The sequence below is a fragment of the Streptomyces sp. NPDC087844 genome (assembly GCF_044742785.1).
In the GTDB taxonomy this organism is placed as follows: domain Bacteria; phylum Actinomycetota; class Actinomycetes; order Streptomycetales; family Streptomycetaceae; genus Streptomyces.
Map to the genome: position 1 here is coordinate 144,151 of NZ_JBIUVD010000014.1, position 16,228 is coordinate 160,378.

General features: G+C 70.8%; 16 protein-coding genes. 5 read left to right on the forward strand and 11 right to left on the reverse strand.

Features of this window, described 5'->3' with window-relative positions:
• Window positions 1-172: 172 nt before the first annotated feature.
• On the forward strand, window positions 173-1,345 hold the full coding sequence (locus tag ACIOKD_RS25890) for an FAD-dependent monooxygenase (protein WP_402088439.1): 1,173 nt from the start codon (window positions 173-175) through the stop codon (window positions 1,343-1,345).
• 3 nt (window positions 1,346-1,348) lie between these two features.
• On the opposite strand, the gene ACIOKD_RS25895 is transcribed toward ACIOKD_RS25890, so the two are convergent.
• The 5 genes from ACIOKD_RS25895 to ACIOKD_RS25915 form a co-directional block, all read right to left on the reverse strand.
• Window positions 1,349-2,251 (reverse strand): alpha/beta hydrolase fold domain-containing protein, encoded by a 903-nt coding sequence (locus ACIOKD_RS25895; RefSeq protein WP_402088441.1) that lies wholly within the window; start codon window positions 2,249-2,251, stop codon window positions 1,349-1,351.
• 102 nt (window positions 2,252-2,353) lie between these two features.
• A complete protein-coding gene (locus ACIOKD_RS25900; RefSeq protein ID WP_402088444.1) occupies window positions 2,354-3,358 on the reverse strand; it encodes an amidohydrolase family protein in 1,005 nt (334 codons plus the stop codon).
• The gene (locus tag ACIOKD_RS25905; RefSeq protein ID WP_402088447.1) at window positions 3,345-3,686 is read right to left on the reverse strand and encodes a XapX domain-containing protein; all 342 of its coding nucleotides are present in this window, start codon (window positions 3,684-3,686) and stop codon (window positions 3,345-3,347) included. Before ACIOKD_RS25905 ends, ACIOKD_RS25900 begins: the two co-directional genes overlap by 14 nt.
• The gene (locus ACIOKD_RS25910; protein ID WP_402088450.1) at window positions 3,683-3,829 is read right to left on the reverse strand and encodes a DUF1427 family protein; all 147 of its coding nucleotides are present in this window, start codon (window positions 3,827-3,829) and stop codon (window positions 3,683-3,685) included. Before ACIOKD_RS25910 ends, ACIOKD_RS25905 begins: the two co-directional genes overlap by 4 nt.
• A 5-nt stretch (window positions 3,830-3,834) precedes the next feature.
• A complete protein-coding gene (locus ACIOKD_RS25915) occupies window positions 3,835-4,395 on the reverse strand; it encodes a quercetin 2,3-dioxygenase (protein WP_402088453.1) in 561 nt (186 codons plus the stop codon).
• Between the two features lie 144 nt (window positions 4,396-4,539).
• Between ACIOKD_RS25915 and ACIOKD_RS25920 the strand changes: the two genes are divergently transcribed.
• Window positions 4,540-5,019, forward strand: a complete 480-nt coding sequence (locus tag ACIOKD_RS25920) for a MarR family winged helix-turn-helix transcriptional regulator (RefSeq protein WP_402088456.1) — start codon at window positions 4,540-4,542, stop codon at window positions 5,017-5,019.
• Between the two features lie 56 nt (window positions 5,020-5,075).
• Here ACIOKD_RS25920 and ACIOKD_RS25925 read toward each other — a convergent pair whose 3' ends face one another.
• The 4 genes from ACIOKD_RS25925 to ACIOKD_RS25940 form a co-directional block, all read right to left on the reverse strand.
• Window positions 5,076-6,107 carry a hypothetical protein gene (locus tag ACIOKD_RS25925; protein WP_402088459.1) on the reverse strand — a complete coding sequence of 344 codons (1,032 nt, stop codon included), beginning with the start codon at window positions 6,105-6,107 and terminating at the stop codon, window positions 5,076-5,078.
• Window positions 6,108-6,331: 224 nt separating this feature from the next.
• Window positions 6,332-6,952 (reverse strand): hypothetical protein, encoded by a 621-nt coding sequence (locus tag ACIOKD_RS25930; RefSeq protein WP_402088462.1) that lies wholly within the window; start codon window positions 6,950-6,952, stop codon window positions 6,332-6,334.
• Window positions 6,953-7,104: 152 nt separating this feature from the next.
• Window positions 7,105-9,522, reverse strand: a complete 2,418-nt coding sequence (locus ACIOKD_RS25935) for a beta-L-arabinofuranosidase domain-containing protein (protein ID WP_402088465.1) — start codon at window positions 9,520-9,522, stop codon at window positions 7,105-7,107.
• Window positions 9,523-10,087: 565 nt separating this feature from the next.
• A complete protein-coding gene (locus ACIOKD_RS25940) occupies window positions 10,088-10,642 on the reverse strand; it encodes a hypothetical protein (protein WP_402088468.1) in 555 nt (184 codons plus the stop codon).
• Window positions 10,643-11,083: 441 nt separating this feature from the next.
• Between ACIOKD_RS25940 and ACIOKD_RS25945 the strand changes: the two genes are divergently transcribed.
• Together ACIOKD_RS25945 and ACIOKD_RS25950 are read left to right on the forward strand one after the other, a co-directional pair.
• Window positions 11,084-11,311: a DUF397 domain-containing protein gene (locus ACIOKD_RS25945; protein ID WP_189767770.1), complete on the forward strand. Its 228-nt coding sequence runs from the start codon at window positions 11,084-11,086 to the stop codon at window positions 11,309-11,311.
• A gap of 108 nt (window positions 11,312-11,419) precedes the next feature.
• Window positions 11,420-12,340, forward strand: coding sequence for a helix-turn-helix domain-containing protein (locus ACIOKD_RS25950; protein WP_402088473.1), 921 nt, complete (start codon window positions 11,420-11,422; stop codon window positions 12,338-12,340).
• A 179-nt stretch (window positions 12,341-12,519) separates the two neighbouring features.
• Here ACIOKD_RS25950 and ACIOKD_RS25955 read toward each other — a convergent pair whose 3' ends face one another.
• Together ACIOKD_RS25955 and ACIOKD_RS25960 are read right to left on the reverse strand one after the other, a co-directional pair.
• Window positions 12,520-13,338 carry an SAM-dependent methyltransferase gene (locus tag ACIOKD_RS25955; RefSeq protein ID WP_402088476.1) on the reverse strand — a complete coding sequence of 273 codons (819 nt, stop codon included), beginning with the start codon at window positions 13,336-13,338 and terminating at the stop codon, window positions 12,520-12,522.
• A 303-nt stretch (window positions 13,339-13,641) separates the two neighbouring features.
• Window positions 13,642-14,586 (reverse strand): MerR family transcriptional regulator, encoded by a 945-nt coding sequence (locus ACIOKD_RS25960; RefSeq protein WP_402088479.1) that lies wholly within the window; start codon window positions 14,584-14,586, stop codon window positions 13,642-13,644.
• 94 nt (window positions 14,587-14,680) lie between these two features.
• Here ACIOKD_RS25960 and ACIOKD_RS25965 point away from each other — a divergent pair, with 94 nt between their 5' ends.
• A complete protein-coding gene (locus ACIOKD_RS25965; protein ID WP_402088482.1) occupies window positions 14,681-16,216 on the forward strand; it encodes an alpha/beta hydrolase in 1,536 nt (511 codons plus the stop codon).
• Window positions 16,217-16,228: the final 12 nt, after the last annotated feature.

A 16,228-nucleotide genomic window follows, 5' to 3' on the forward strand; every position in this document is an offset into this window, starting at 1 on the left:
CACGGCCGCGTCGATCTCGTCGAGCACGACCGTCGCGCGACGCACGACGACATGGCCGGCGGCGGCCAGCCGCGGGCTTCCCCCTATGACTGCTGGTCAACTGCGGCTTGAATGGCCTGACTTCGAGCATCATGCACGAGCGTGTACGACTGGGCCGAGGCGGGGATCCGGCGTGAGAGCGATTGTCGTGGGAGCGGGCATCGGCGGACTGGCGGCGACGCTGAGCCTGCGCCGGGCCGGCCATGAGGTGACGCTGGTCGAGCAGACACCGCGGTTCACCGAGCTCGGCGCGGGTATCCAGCTCGCGCCCAACGCCACGCGCGTACTGCGGCGGCTGGGCCTGCTGGACGAGATCGCCGCGCGGGCGTACCGCCCCTCCGAGGTGTGCTTCCGCACCTGGTCCGACGGGACCGACATCTGCCGCTACCGACTGGGACGCGAGGTCGAGAACGAGTTCGGAGCGCCCTACCTCCTCCTCCACCGCGCCGATCTGCACGAGGCACTGGCCGGCGCGGTGCCGTCCGCGTCGGTGCGCCTGGCCACCACGGTCGTCGGAATCGATCAGGACGACACGGCCGCCCATGTCACCACGGCGAGCGGCGAGCGCCTGAGTGCGGACCTGGTCGTGGCGGCCGACGGGATACGCTCCGCGGCCCGCCAGTGGCTCTTCGGCGCGGACCGGGCGCTCTTCTCGAAGACCGCCGCCTACCGGGCGCTGCTCCCGGCCGACCGGGTGGCCGATCTGGACCTGCCGGAACTCGCCGTCTGGATGGGACCGAGCCGCCACTTCGTCCACTACTGGGTACGCCGTGGGGAACTGCTCAACGTGGTGGCCGTGCACACGGCGGACGAGGCGGAGCAGACGCGGGAGTCGTGGACCGCGCGGGCCGAACCGGGAGAGCAGCTGGGCGAGTTCGAGGGCTGGGACTCCCGGGTGCTCGGCGTCCTGGAACGCGCCGGGCAGATGCTCCGCTACGGCATCTACACAAGAGCCCCGCTGGAGCGGTGGAACGCCGGACGCGTGACCCTGCTGGGCGACAGCGCCCACGCGATGGTGCCGTTCCTGGCCCAGGGCGCGGCCCAGGCCGTAGTGGACGCGGCCGTGCTCGGCGACGTACTGACGGACGCGACGCCGGCCGAGGTGCCCGACGCACTCGACCGGTACGTACGCCGACGGCTGGCGACCGCCACGAGCGTGCAGGCCGGGGCCGCGCGGGCGGGCGACGAGTTCCACCTGCCGGACGGCCCCGAGGCCCGGACCCGCGACGCCCGCATGGCGGCCCACGCGGCCCGGAACAGGTTCATGCCGCAGTCGGCCGGGTGGGCGGACGCCACCCAGCCCTGACGGTCAGAGGGATGAACGGGCGGTGCGGTCCCGGCTGAAGTCCAGCGAGAGGGTGAAGCACCGCTCGACCTCGACGTCGGAAAGGCCGTACCAGAGGTGATCGGCCCCGTCGATCAGCCGCAGGTCGGCCGGCACTCCGACCTCCCGCAGCGCGGCGGCCAGCCGTACGCCCTGGTCGCTGGGGATGACGTTGTCCCCGGTGCCGTGCAGGACGAGGAAGGGCGGCGCGTCGGCGGTGACGTGGTGGAGGGGGCTGGCGTCGCGGGTGCGGTCGGGCACGTCCGCCGGAGCACCGCCGACCAGCATCGCAGCGAAGGTGTGCCCGTCCGCCGGGTCCTTGACGAGTGCGAGGAGATCGGTGGGGGCGTACCACGTGACACAGCCGGTCACGGGCGGGGCGGAGGGGCTGCGGCGGTGTGAGGTGAGAGCGAGCAGGGCGGCCAGGTGCCCGCCCGCGGACTCGCCCCACAGGACGGTGCGGGCGGTGTCCAGCCCGAGTTCACCGGAGCGCGCGTGCAGCCAGGCCAACGCGGCGGACAGGTCGTCGACCTGGGCCGGATGCACGGCCTCGCCGCTGAGCCGGTAGCCGGGGCAGGCTACGGCGAATCCGGCCTGGACGAGGCGGGCGAAGGGACCGGGCCGCCAGGAGCGGAACGCCGGGCCCGGATCGCCGCGCAGCCCGGTGCGCCAGGCGCCGCCGTGGACGAAGACGATGACGGGAAGCGGCCCTGTCGGCTTCTCGGGGAGCCACAGGTCCAGTTCCAGGGGACGGTGGCCGTCGGGCACCAGATAGGGGACGCCGCGCAGCAGTCGTACGCCGGGAGTGGGCAGGGCCGCGGGCGGCAGGGGCAGCCGGACAGGGTCGGGCGGGGCGAGGAGCGCGGCGAGGTCGGGTGCCAGGGACATGGGTTCCTCCGGGGTCGGGGTCCGCAGCCGGGAGCGGCGGCTCGATGAGCGGGGCTTCGGTGAACGGAGCTTTTCGCGACGGGAGCTTCGGCGAAACGGGCTTCAGCGGGCGAGGCGGGGGAGCAGGCGTTGCGCGTTGGCTGTGGTCAGGGAGCGCCAGGTGACGCCTTCGCCCGAAGCCGAAGCCGAAGCCGAAGCGGAAGCCGCGTCCGGGATGGGGGCCGCGTCGACCGAGGCGACGTGGGCTTCGGCGGCGGCGGGCGGGGTCCAGCAGTAGTCGCTGCCGTACAGCAGTCGGTCGGGGTCGACCAGGCTCAGGAGCGCGGGGACCTGGCGGGGGAACGGGGTGCCGGCGAGATCGTAGTGAAGGCGGCGCAGTTGGGCGAGGGCGTCGGGAGCACCTTGGTCGTCCGGCATGAACAGCTTCATGAAGCCGTTGACGCGGTCGGCGAGTACGGGCAGGGCGCCGCCGCAGTGGGGGACGACGACCTTCAGGTCGGGGTGGCGTTCGAGGGTGCCCGCGAACAGCAGGTCCGTGACGGTCCGAGCGGTGTCGAAGACGAACTCCACCATGGGGCGCGGCCGTCCGAGCGCGGACTGCTGCCAGCACACTGGGGAGGTGGGGTGGAGGAAGACCACGGCGTCGCGCCGGGCGAGCTCCGCGAAGACCGGCTCCAGTCGCGCGTCCCCGAGGTAGACACCATGGGTGTTGGTCTCCAGGACCACCCCGTCGGCTCCGAGGGTGTCGAAGGCGTACGCGATCTCGTCGAGGGCACCGTCGACGTCGGGCAGGGGCAGCGAGGCGAACAGGCCGAACCGGCCCGGGTGTTCGCGTACCACCTGTGCGCTCTCCTCGTTGACCTCGCGAGCCAGGCGCCCGGCCGCGGCATCGTCACCGAAGTGCACACCGGGGGAGGAGAGCGACAGCATCGCGGTGCCGATACCGCAGCGGTCCATCAGGTCCAGGTGGGCGTCGGGCGACCAGGCGGGCCAGCCCGGCATGCCGTCGGGCAGTTCGTGTCCGGCGGCCCTGGCCTGCCGGACGTAGGACTCGGTGACGAAGTGGGCGTGCACGTCGATGAGTCGCGGGGCTTCAGGGGCTGTCATGAGTGGGCTCCTGGGAGGTGGTGGGCGAAGCGGCGGAGCTGTCTGCGGCGCAGGACACCGGACGGCGGCGGGAGGGCCGGTTGCGGACCGCGGTGACGATCCGTTCACCCGCGACGATGCCCGCGAGCCCGGTCAGGCCGAGCAGCGGAGGCGCGGGGGAGGGGACGGACAGGGCCCAGTAGACAGCGCCCATCAGCGCTCCCGCGACGAGGGCGAGGGCGGCGTGTCGGGTGAAGTGTCCGGCGCGGACGAATCTCAGGACGAATCTCGGGGCAGTCCTCGGGGCGGTCTCCGGGACGGCCCTCGGGACGGCCTTCGGGGCGTTCACAGTGCCGCCAGGAGTGCCTGGCCGAGCAGCATGCCAAGGAGACCGAACAGCGCGATCGGCGGCGGCGCCGGGGACCTGACCCGCATCATCGCGTAGAGAGCGCCGACGAGCAGCCCGGCCGCGAGCGCCTTGAGATAGGGCATGCCGCTCATCCCCGCGTACGCCACTGGTGGTCGGGCAGGAAGCGCACGTCGTACTGCTGGGGGACGGAGCCGAACTTGTGCGGCTCGGGCACGAAGGGCCGCTGCGGCAGGCCCAGTTCCTCGGTGGGAGTGCCCAGGTTCTCGAAGAACCGCTCGAAGGTGCCGCCGGGGCCGGCCGCCACGCCGACGATGCGGCTGTGATGCCGCTCGATGCGGTAGGCGTGCGGACAGTTCTTGGGTACGAAGCCGAAGTCGCCGGCGGTCAGCAGCTTCTCGTACTGCTCGCCCGCGGTGTCCTCGACGAACAGGCGCACCGCGCCGTCGGCGATGTAGAAGACCTCGTAGGTGTCCGGGTGCGAGTGGGCCGGGATGATGTCGCCCTTGGGGCCCTCGGCGGTGAAGAAGTTGAACGTGTTCTCGGTCTGCTCACCGCCCGCGTAGATGGTGAAGAGGTCGCCGAACAGGTGGGCGCGGTCCCCCATGCCCTTCTCGATGAAGTACGGCTTGCCCGGATCGGAGGGAATCCGTGAGACGGAACGGTGGCGGGTGGCGAATTCAGCGGTCATGTTCTCTCCCGGGGGTGGCTCACGGAGGACGCGGTCGGATCCGTATGTCAGGTAGCCTGACATGCGGATTGGTCGCGTGGCAACCCCCGGCCCACGGGACAGCCCTTAAGCTCGAATCCCCTGTGCGTCTTTCCTGAGGAACCCATGAAGTCCGCTGGCACTCCCCTCCCGCAGCTGCTCCTCGACGCCCGCCGCTGGTTCGACGAGGCGTTGGTGGCGACCTTGGAGCGGGCGGGGATGGCGCTTATCTCTCTTACACAGGCCCAGCTGTTCGCCGCGCTGGACGAGAAGGGCACCACGGTCTCCGAGCTGGCCCGGCGCATGGGCGTCACCCGCCAGACCGCGCATCAGGCCGTGCACAGCCTCATCGGCATGGGGCTGCTCGAACAGGTCCCCGATCCCTCCTCCGCGCGTCGGCGGCTGATCCGCCGCACCGGTGAGGGCGCGGCGGCGCACCTCGAAGCCGTTTCCGTCCTTGCGGCACTCGAAGACGCGCTCGCGCTGCGTATCGGCCGCGGTTCCGTCGACTCCCTGCGCGCCGCGCTGGAGGCGCCCCGGGGGGACCCGCCCACGCTGCAGATCCCGCCTGCGGGCCGGCCGGGCCCGCCAGGCGCGGCTCAGTAGTCAGGGACTTCGGCCCCGCGGGCTTGTCGGCTCGGCGCCTGGAGAGCGGTACTCGGTCAGTCCGACCGGAGGTTCTCCAGTGTCGACCGCGTGTCGGACTTCACCCACCGCGAGACCTCGCCGATCTCGGGCGGTGAAGTCGTCTCGTAGGAGGTCGTGTAGACGTTCCAGCTCATCTGGTACGTCATCCAGCCCTCGCGCACCGCGAGAATCACCGCCCGGCTGCCGCCGACCCCCGAGCCGGCCGTGGTGTCCTCGGTCACCAGATAGGCCTCGTCACCGAAACCGGACACCTTCGCCACCTCGTAGTCGTCGTAACGCTGGCCGTACTCGGACCACAGAGCGGTGAACTCGGCGGAGGGGTCGGTCTCCTTGTGGAGATCCATCTGTACGGAGAGATACGCGTCCGCGTACGACGAGGTCGACGTCTTCTTCAGGGAGATGCTGCAGTAGCTCTGATCGATGGCCTTGTGCTTCAGCGCGTTGTGCGTGGGGGCGTCGTCCTCCTCGGTGTACTCGGTTCTGAGCGAGTCGTAGTCGACCGAGGAGCAGAGGTTGGCCCTGGCGCGGTATCCCGCCAGATCCGCATCGCCGTCGAGCGGGCCGAGGAGGAAGAGCCCGCCGGCCCACAGGGCCGAGGCGACGACCGCGCCCACCGCCGCCCACAGCACGGCGCGCCCGGCGGTGCCCTTGCCACCGGGCGGCGGGGGAGACCCCGGTGGTTGCCCGTACGGGTACTGCTGCGCCGGTGGGTAGGCGGGAGGGAGCCCGTAGCCGTAACTGTTCGTCGGCTGTGTGCTCTGGTACGGCACCACCGCGGGCTCGGGCCTCGGCGGCGGGGGCGGGGGTGGCGAGGACGGCGGATGCTGTGCCTGCGACCGGTCTGCCTGTGCGTGTGCCTCGGGCTGGACCTGCGTCTCCGTCTGCGGCTGGGCCGCGGGTGCGAGCTGGTCCGCCGGCGGAGCGGTGGAGCCGGGCGGGGGCGCGGAGCCGGGCCCGGTGGTGGAGCCACCCGCAGCCGTGGAGCCGGGTGGAGGCGGCGCCTGCGGTTCGGGCTGCGCCGGGATGTCTTCGGGCCGGTTCTGCATCCTGTGCTCCTTCTCCGAAGGGCAGTTCTACAGGAGCGACCTTCCCGCATCGGCCATCGCGTAGTCGTGGACCGGCGCTCACGGAATCCGCTGCGTGGCTCGACGGCACGCCGGCGGTCGCCGGGCCGTCCATCCGTCCCGTCCGTCGGACATGCCCGCCTCGTGCCCACGACGAGGGACGTGGAGATGAGGCGGGCACACGGTCGACAGGACCTAAGGCAGCCTCAGCCGAGGTCGAAGTCGAGGTTCGTCACGTACCAGGAGTCCTCGATCTTGCTGGACTGGACCTTGATGTCCAGCTGGTCCGCCGTCACTCCGGTGGAGTGGGACAGGACGATCTTTTCGAGTGTCTGTCCGTCGACGGTGATCTTGTCGGCGGGGTACTCGACGGTGTCGCCGGCGGCCGAGGCCTTGGCGACCTCCACCTTCGGGTCCGCGGAGGGCGGCTCGGGTGTGAACGACTCACCGAGCTGCTTGACGGTCGCGTCGATCTGCTTCCGGTCCGGGGCGTCGTCGCCGCAGGTCTCCTCACTGCCGACCTTGGCGGGCGTCGAGCCCTTGGCCGGTTCCGCCATCACCAGGCAGGCATCCTTGGGCTGCTGCTTGATGACCGCGGTGACCCACGCGGCGACAGCTCCCTCGGGGGTGGTCCGGTCGGCGGCCGAAGCCGGTGACGATGCCGAGGCGTCCGAGTCCGGCTTCTTCTCATCGGCCGCGGGTGAGCCGCTCGCGGTCGACTTCTTCTCCGAGTCGGAGTCCGTATCGCTCGAACATCCCCCGAGAGCAACGACCGCCGCCAGCGTCGCTCCCGCGATCGAGCTGATCCGTCTCGCCCTTTGATCCACTAACACCACTTCAACAGCCTTTCCTGTGTACATGCATGTGCCTCAGCGGCCCCACGAGTCATCTCTCGTCGCAGTTCCGCCTCGACCATCAAGACGGCGCGCGGAGCCGAGCGGTTCTCTTGTGAACCGCTCGGTATCGGCGGGGATACCGGTCAGGCGAACTGCCACAGGTGGTCGTCGGTGCCGTTGTCCTCGAATTGGACGACATGGGCGCTGTTCTGGGTGGACATGCCGTCCACTCCCAGCACCTTCCCACTGTTTTTGTTGCGGATCAGGAACCAGCCGTTCCCCGCGTCGACGAACTGCCACAGGTGGTCGTCGGTGCCGTTGTCCTCGAACTGGACGACGTGCGCGCTGTCCTGGGTGGACATGAGGTCGACGCCCAGGACCTTCCCGCTGTGGCCGTTGCGGATCAGCGACCACCCGTCGTCCCGGCCCAGGACCTGCCAGGCATGGTCCCCGGTCCCCGAGTTGTCGAACTGCACCACGTGGGCGCTGTTCTCGGTGGACATGCCGTCCACGGCGAGCACCTTCCCGCTGTGCTTGTTGCGGATCCGCCGGTACGGGGCCTCGGGCTGCCAGGGTGTGCCGTCGGGGGAGGCGGTCGGAAAGGACGCGATGCGGAGCCGGGCCGCGCCCATGGGGATCAGTGTGACCTGCTCCACCGCACCTGCGGACCGGGCCGGGCTCCGCTGCAACGGAGCCACCACGTGCTCGTCGTCGGCGATCCACTCGGGGACCCGGCGTGCCTGCGCCGTGATCGAGACAGGGACGGCCGACTGTGTGAACGGATTGGCGGCGACCGGCCCCGAAGCGCGGTGCACCACCAGGCTTCCGTCGGGCACCAGCCCGTAGTTCCAGGGGGTCGTGGCATGGACCTCGTACTCGGGGAAGGCCGTGTCGCCGCCGTAGCGGACGTATCTCTCGCCGATGCGCAGGGCGTAGGCGAGCGGACCGTGGCTCACGCCGACCGAGTCCCGGTTGCCGGGCCAGGTGCGAACGGTCGTGCTCTGCGGCAGACGCAGGGAGACACGGTCGCCGTCGGCCCAGGTGCGTTCCACCCGTACGAAAGCCGGTCCGCTCCGCGCCGGCACGCTCTTTCCGTTGATCCACAGGCGGGGCGCCGCGCACCAGCCGGGTATCCGCAGCAGGAAGGGGAAGCGGACGGAACGCGGTGTGGAGACGACGAAGTCGACCGTCTCGCCGAACGGGTAGTCGGTGGTCTCGGTGACGGTGACCGAGGTGCCCCCTGCCACCTTCGTCGTGACCTGGCAGGCCGCGTACATGGCTGCGGCGAGGCCGCCGTCCGGTGTGCCGAGCCAGAGTTCCTCGGCGAAGTAGGGCCATCCCATGCCGTAGTTGTGCGGGCAGCAGCGGTACTGGTCGATGCCGGGCTGGTAGGACTGCATGGCGAAGGCGTTCTGGAACTGACCCTGCGTCTTGCGGGAGTTGTCCAGGTCCACGCTGTTGGCGCTGGTCACGTAGTGCACCCCCTTGCCCTCGGGGTCCAGGGACGCGGGCAGCATGTTGAAGGCCAGCTCCTCGCACCGGTCGGCCCAGAGCGGGTCTCCGGTGACGCGCGTGAGCAACTCGTGGCTGGCCATGAACTCCACGACACCGCAGGTCTCGAAGCCCTGCCGGGGATCACCGAACCCGGGCCGGATGTTCTCGTCACCCGCGAAGCCCCCACCGGCGAACTGGCCGTGCGCCGCGAGGAGGTCCGTGTACGTGCGATAGCTGGCGCGGGTGTGCTCCGCCGAACCGGAGCGCTGCGCGTACTGGGCCGGTTCGCGGAAACCCTGTGCGATGTTGACGTTGTGGGCGTTCGGCAGCGCACCGGTCCAGTCGGCACCCCACGTGTGCATCTTGTCGACCAGGTCGAGGAGGAAGGGCTCGGGCGTCCGGCGGTACAGCCACAGCGCGATGTCCATGCAGTCGCCCCACCGCTGCGACACCCAGCTGGTGTCGAAGGCGCCCTTGCCCTGCGTGTTCACGTACCGGAGGAACCGGGTGAGGAAGGGGACGACGCGGGTGTCGCCGGTGAACTCCTCGAAGCTGCGCAGCGCCTGGAGGAGAGGGAGGAAGGGCCAGAAGTCGGGGCCGCCGTTGAGCGCGGTGCGCAGTGCGCGCGGTCCGAAGAAGCCGTCGTTCTGCTGGGTGGCGAGAATCGCGTCGATCCAGCGCCGCGCCCGGTCCAGCGCGGCGGCGTCACGGGTGGCGACGGCCAGCGGCACGTAACCGCGCAGCCAGTACGGCACTTCCTCCCAGGCGCTGTTCTCGGGGTGGACCCAGCCGCTGGTGGCGAAATCCAGGAAGTGGGACTTCTCGGTGAGACGGCCGCAGAGTCCTTCCAGTTGGAGCCGCAGCTGACCGGCCAGCCAGCCGCGCGGGACGATGCTGCCCGGTTTCAGCCGGAGAAAGGCGTCGGCGGCCACGTCGGCGGCCATGTCGTCGGCCGCCGCAGCGGTCGCCCGGGGCGTGGCGGCGACGGGTCCTGTGTTCATCAGGGGTGCGCCCGCACCGAGCGCGAGGCTGCCGGTGCGCAGCAGGTGGCGTCTGTCGATCGGCATGTCACTGCTTCCTGTTGGGGGAGAGGAAGTGGCCGCCGACGGCTCCGACGGCCGCCTGGAGGACGGTCGGACATCGGCCGTGAGCGGCGGAACAGCGGCGGAACAGCGGCTGTACAACGTTGGAAAACGCGGTGTGCGGCATCACAGCACGGCACACGGCGACTGTCCAGAGAAATGACAAGGACATGACTGGCCTGTCGCGGTCCGCGGGCACGCGCACACATGCGGTGGAACGCCACCCACGCGGCTCGTTGCGGTCGCCCGATGCGTACTCGTACCGTCCGTATCACCGTTCGAGTCGTCTTCGACGGGCTCGGTGCTGACCGGTGGGCCGCGCCTGGCTCGGGGAAATGGGGGAGGCGTTCCTCGACGCGACCGAACGTGCCGAGACGGCGGCCGAGGTGGCGGCCTAGACTGTGACCGAGGCCTGGCCGACGGCACGCGGAGACGGCTGCCAGAACCTGCGGTCCACCGCCGAAGATCCCTCAAAGGCCCCGCTGGGCAAGCGGCAGCAGCGGCGCGAGGCGGCCCGGAAGTCCATCTGGCCGGACAGCGAGACGCGTGTTCAGCAGGTCTGTCTGCCCAGCGTGCGCGCTAGTTCCGTCGTGGCGTGCGCGATCTCCGTGTCGTCCTCCGACACCAGCACGTCGAGCGCGTCCTGATGGGCATGGACGGCCTCCCTCGCCGCACGCTCCCACACGGCCGGGTTCTCGCGGTGGTTGAGCAGCTTCGGATAGGCGTCCGCGATGCTCTCCCACTGCCGGGTGTCGGCGATGTTCTTGAGCAGCTGCAGGATCCGCGCCCGGCAGGTCACCTGGGGCAGCTGCGCGAGCTCCCAGAGGAAGGGGACCGTGGCGGCGGTCGCCTGCTCCACGACGAAGCCGTACTGGCAGACGCGTTCTCGCAGTTCCTTGAGCGCCGTCGCCGCGGTCTCCGCGTCGCCCCAGGCGACACTGCTGAGGAGCAGGGGGATGGCGGTCGCGCAGCCCGTGGAGTCCCGCAGCCGGTTCCAGGGGACGTGGCCCATGGCCGTCAGGGGCGTGGTCGACGCCCTTCCTGTCCGGGCCAGCTCTTGTCCTCGCTGCCCGGTCCTCGGCTGCTGCGGCGGAACGCTATGCATGGGGTAAGGCCTTTCCGGCGTGTCGTATCGGTTGGATGGCGGGGGCGGTGAACCCGTTCGGAGCGGGGGTCCGAAGGGACGTACCGCGCCCCAGGTGTCCACGGATGTATGCGACTTCCGATACGACTGCCCCGCCGGCCATCAGAGGCGGTCGCGCCGGAAGTCCGGTGAACCTGCCCAGGCCGCCTGCCGGCGATGCGGTCGGCCGCAGCGACGGGGGCTCTGGACGCGCAGGTGACAACACGTCATCTCCCTGATGTGACGTCAGGACGCGATGCCCTGGCTGGGGTTGTCGGCGCTGCAGTTATTATCCACACTGAACACGGCCGTGTGCAATTGCACGCGAAATTGCGTGAAGTTTGGCCGAAGACGCTAGGTCGACGCCGCCGGGCTTCGGCTCGGCTCGGTGCAGGGCGACAACCGGAACAGCAAGGAGACGCGGTGCCACAGGTGGAGAACGGGATACGGGCCAGCTCGCTGGACGTCAGCTGGACCAAGAGCCGCCACAGCAATGCCGAGGGAAACTGCGTCGAGGTCGCCCGGATCGACGGGGGCGTCGCCGTGCGCAACTCCCGTGACCCCGAGGGGCCCGCGCTCGTCTACACGTCCGCGGAGCTGGCGGCCTTCCTGGCGGGAGCGAAGGACGGCGAGTTCGACCATCTGCTGTGAGCCGCCGGTCACCGGCCCAACATCCTGACCACTGACGGGGGATGGGATGCCGCGCGGTCCGGTGCGATACTGTTGCCGTCCTTGTGCCGGATTGCGGGGGAGTCGAAGATGGTCGCCGAGTCGCCGCGCGTCGCACGGCTCGAATCCTATCTTGAGCGTTCCGAGCCGGCTCCGACTCTGCTGAAGATGCTGGTCGGCGTCCAGCTCTCGGGATTCCGGGAGGACGCCGGCCTCGCTCAGGACCAGGCCGCGCGCTCCCTGGGCTTCAGCGGCGCCAAGCTCTCACGCATCGAGTCGGGCAAGGGCCGCAAGCCTCCGACCGAGACCGACGTACGCGCCCTGCTGCGGCTGTACGGCACCGACGCGTACGAAGCCTCGGTACTCCTCAAGCTGCTGCACCGGGCCGGCGAACCCGGCTGGTGGCAGCGTTACGACAAGCGCCTCATGCCCGAGTGGTTCGAGCGGCTGGTGGGCCTGCAGGAAGCGGCCGCCGCCATCCGGACCTTCGAGATCCAGTACGTGCCCGGTCTGCTGCAGATGCCGGCCTACACCCGGGCCGTGGTGGAACGGGGCCTGCCGAACGCACCGGCCGCCGAGGTGCACCGCAGGGTCGAACTGCGGATGCGCCGCGCTCAGTTGCTGCACCGGGCGGAAGCGCCGCAGCTGTGGGCGATCATCGACGAGTCCGTCCTGCTGCGTGTGCTGGGCAGCCGGGAAGCCATGCGCGAGCAGCTCGCCCACCTCGTCGACATGGCTCAACGCCCGCATGTGGTGCTGCAGATCGTGCCCCTGGACGTCACGAACGCCTCGGCGCCCGCCATACCGATCACCTATCTGCGGTTCGGCGGACTCGACCTGCCGGACGTCGTCTACCTGGAACACATCAGAAGCGCCCACTTCCTCGAAGACCGCGACGAGACCGAGGAATACCGGCTCACGCTCGACCGGCTGGCCGACGAGGCCCTGACGCCACGTGACTCCCTGCAGATGCTGCGGACCACGATGGAGCAGCGCTACGGGTCCGAGTAGCCCGCCTCCCGACCGCTAAGGGCGGTCCCGTGATCCCCGGCGGGCGCACGACGACAGCTACGGCACCTCGCTGCGTTGTCGGATCGCCCGAATACGCCCAGTATGAGGACGACCCTCCGCCTTGCGATGCACCGCATCTGACGCCGCGCGCCGATCCACCGGGGATTACGGGACAGCCCTTAGGGAAGCCGGCCCAGACCGCCGAACTCAATCCATTCCTGGGAGAGTTGCCGCGTCCTCACGTCGCTGTCGGGGCGCCAGGTGGAGACCTCGACCAGGCCCGGCTCCAGGATCTCCATGCCGTCGAACAGCGCTGCCACGTCCTTCTCCTGGCGTACGCGTCCCCAGTGGCCCTGCGTCGCCTGATCCATGAAGTCGGTGACGAAGTCCCGGACCTCGGGATCCTCGCTGACCAGCTGACAGATCACCATGAAACTGCCCGGTGCGAGCCGCTCGCTGACGCGCCGCACCACGGCCTGCGGGCCGTCGGTGTCACTGTCGGGGACACAGTGGAAGACCGAGTTGAACAGCGCGGCGACCGGCTGTGAGAAGTCGATCAGACGCCGGGTGTCGGGATGGGAGAAGATCTCGTCGGTGTTCCGCATGTCCGCGTGGATGACCGCGGTGCGGTCGTTCTGCTCCAGCAGCGCCCGGCCGTGGACGAGCACCATGGGATCGTTGTCGACGTAGATCACGCGTGTGTCGGGGTCGATGCCCTGGGCGACCTGGTGCACGTTGTCCTGTGTGGGGAGACCGGATCCGTGGTCCAGGAACTGCCGGATTCCGTGGTCCGTCGCCAGCGTCCTGACGACCCGCTGCAGAAAGCGCCGGTTGTTCAGGGCCAGTCGACGGGTGCTGGGTACGACCTTGTCGAGCTCTTCGCAGGCCGCGCGGTCCGCGGCGTAGTTGTCCTTGCCGCCCAGATAGTGGTCGTACATACGAGCAGCCGTCGGAACGGTGGCGTCGATCTTCCTGGACAGCGGCCTGTCGGTGTTCATGGTTCCCCCGGTTCGATCGGCACCAGCTGCATCCGTAACAGGAACTACATCCTAAGGAGTTGGCGTTCGCGGCGGCCAGCCTGTCGCCGAACCAGGCCTTGGAATCCACGAGTCGGACATGTGTCCGACGATCACGGGCTCGGGCGTGGGCTCGGACATCGGCTCGCTGTCGTCGCGGTTCTGGCTCCTGCCGACCCGGCATCCGGGTTCACCGGCCCGGCATGTTTCAGCCAGGACTTCCGCAGCGCCCACGGCCTCTCGCCGCGCCGGTTCCGCCCGTCGGAGCGCAACGGTGGGCGGGGATCAGGCCGCCGCCACGCTCGTGGTCAACGCCTCACGGAGCCAGTGGTCGGCCCCGCCGAGGGTCGGATCGGGTGTCAACTCCGCTGCCAGTTCCCAGTAGCGGGCCATCACCGGGTGATCCGCCGAGGCGGGGCGAGCCGTGAGGGCACGGCGGAAAGCGGGGCTGTCCCGGGTACCGGAGCCGCGGGCGTGGGCGGCGACGTAACAGTCCAGCGCCTCGCCCGGACCCGGGGCGCGGTCGGCCCGCAGAGCGGCGGCCACCAGGAGGTACGCCTCGTGCAGACCGTCGTACAGCAGGTCCGGGTGCGCGGCGGTGGCGGGCCGATGGGACACGAGGCAGTGATCGGTGGCGGCCGTCGCCAGGGCGTGGAGGCGGGCGAAGGCGAGGACCTGGTCAGGAGTCGGGTCGGCCGAGGGCTGTGGGACGGCCGCCTCGGTGACGGCGCCACGCAGCCGGGCGGAGAGACGGACCGGCAACACCCGGCGCCAGTAGTGCGCGAGGGCGGAGGTGCTGGGCGGGACGCCGACCGCCCCGATCAGTTCCAGGCGCTCCGTTAGCTGCGCCGGGTCGCCTTCGTGCACCACCCGCAGCGCGGCCTCGCGCCAGCGCAGGGCGGCGAGTTCGCTGCCGAGGTCGGCCAACCGGCGTGCCACCACGGCCTCCAGGGTGTCACCGCGGTCGAGGACTTGCCCGATCTCCGGGACGGGCACGCCGAGCGAGCGCAGCGCGCGGATCATGCGCAGCCGCTCCGGTGCCCCGGGACCGTAACGCCGGTGGCCGCCGCTGCTGCGCGAGGCTTCGGGCAGCAGACCCCGGTCGGAGTAGAAGCGGACGGTCTTGACCGTGGTCCGCGCCTGCGCGGCCAGCTCGCCGATACCCAGGGTGCCGCTCATGCCGTCCATGCCGTCCATGGCGCTCGTGCCGCTCGTGCCGTCGGGTGGCAAGGGTTGAACCTCCCTCAGGGGGAGTTCCTAGGTTAGCCAGGGCGGTGGCCGGCCAGAACGGTCGGCCGTCACGAACCCACCCCTGGAGGTACCGATGTCCGTGTTCGTCCTGGTCTCCGGCCCGTTCACCGACGGACGGATCTGGAACGAAGTCGTCGGGCGGTTGCGGGAGTCCGGTGCCCAGGCGCACCCGGTGTCGCTGAGCAGGCGGCCCGCGGCCGATCTGGAGACGCACGTCGAGGACGTGGTCCGACTGATCGATTCCCTTGGTCCGTCCGATTCCCCCGATTCGTCGTGGGAGGTGGTGCTGGTCGGCCACGACTACGCCATCCACCCCGTACTGGGCGCGGCCGACCGCCGCCCGGAACGGGTCGCACGGGTCGTGCACCTGGACGCCGGGATGCCGCAGGACGGCGAGGCGGCTCTCGCCCTGGTGCCGGACCCCTCGGTGCATGAACTACTCCGCGCGGACGGCGATGCCGGGCCGGTCCCGCCGCCCGAACCGCCGCAATGGCAGCGGTGGGGCAGCACGGAGGGCCTGTCACCGCGGCACCTGGAGCTGCTGAGCCGACTGGCCGCCCCGCAGCCACCGCGCACGCTGACCCAGCCCCTGCGACTGACCGGCGCCGCCGCGGCCGTGCCCACCAGCGGAATCCTGTGCACGGCCGGCGGGACGACCGTGGAACTGGTCGAGGCGCTGGTACGCACCGGTCCGCCGCATCTGCGGAAGCTGGCCGATCCGAAGGTGGGTTTCTTCGAACTGGCCACCGGCCACTGGCCGATGCTCTCCTGCCCGGACGAACTGGCCGGGACACTGCTCCGCGCGGCCGCCGACGAGGGGCACCGGCTGACCGTACCCGAGGACGAGTCCTCGTCCGCCCGGCCCTTTCTGCTCGATACCCCGGAGCGCCCGCGGGTGCGCAGTGGGCGGGTGGACCTCCACCTGCCCGAGGCGGAAGCGGGGGAGGGAGGGGTGGTGGGAGAAGCGCGAGGCCGCCGGCCCGCGGTGCTGTTCGTGCACGGCGGGCCCGTGCCCGCGGACCTCGTCCCGGCGCCGCGCGACTCGCCGTTCTACCTCGGCTACGCCCGGTATGCGGCGAGCCTCGGCGCGGTGGGGGCCGTCGTGGAGCACCGTCTGCACGGCATCACCGACTACGCGCGCGCGGCGGACGACGTGGCGGAGGCTGTCGCCCTGTTGCGGGCCGACCCCCGGGTGGACCCGGGGCGCATCGCCCTGTGGATCTTCTCCGGAGCCGGACTGCTCGCCGCGGAGTGGATCACCGCGCCGCCGCCGTGGCTGCGCTGCCTGGCTCTCACCTACCCGATCCTGGCCCCGCTGCCGGGCTGGGGCGCGGTCGGCCCCCGGTTCGGCCCGGTCGGCGCGCTCCGCGCCACCGCCGGGACGCCGCCGCCCCTCGTACTCACCCGCGCGGGCCTGGAGGCACCGCAGATCGCCGCCACAGTGCGGGCGTTCGTGACCGCGGCCGAGGAGACGAAGACCCCGGTCGAGATCATCGACGTCCCGCACGGCCGCCACGGCTTCGAGACCGACGAACCGACGGACGAAGCGCGCGAGGCCGTGGTCCGGGCCGTGCGCACGGTGCTCGCGCATCTGGAACGGCCGTCGTGACGCGTCCCGCGG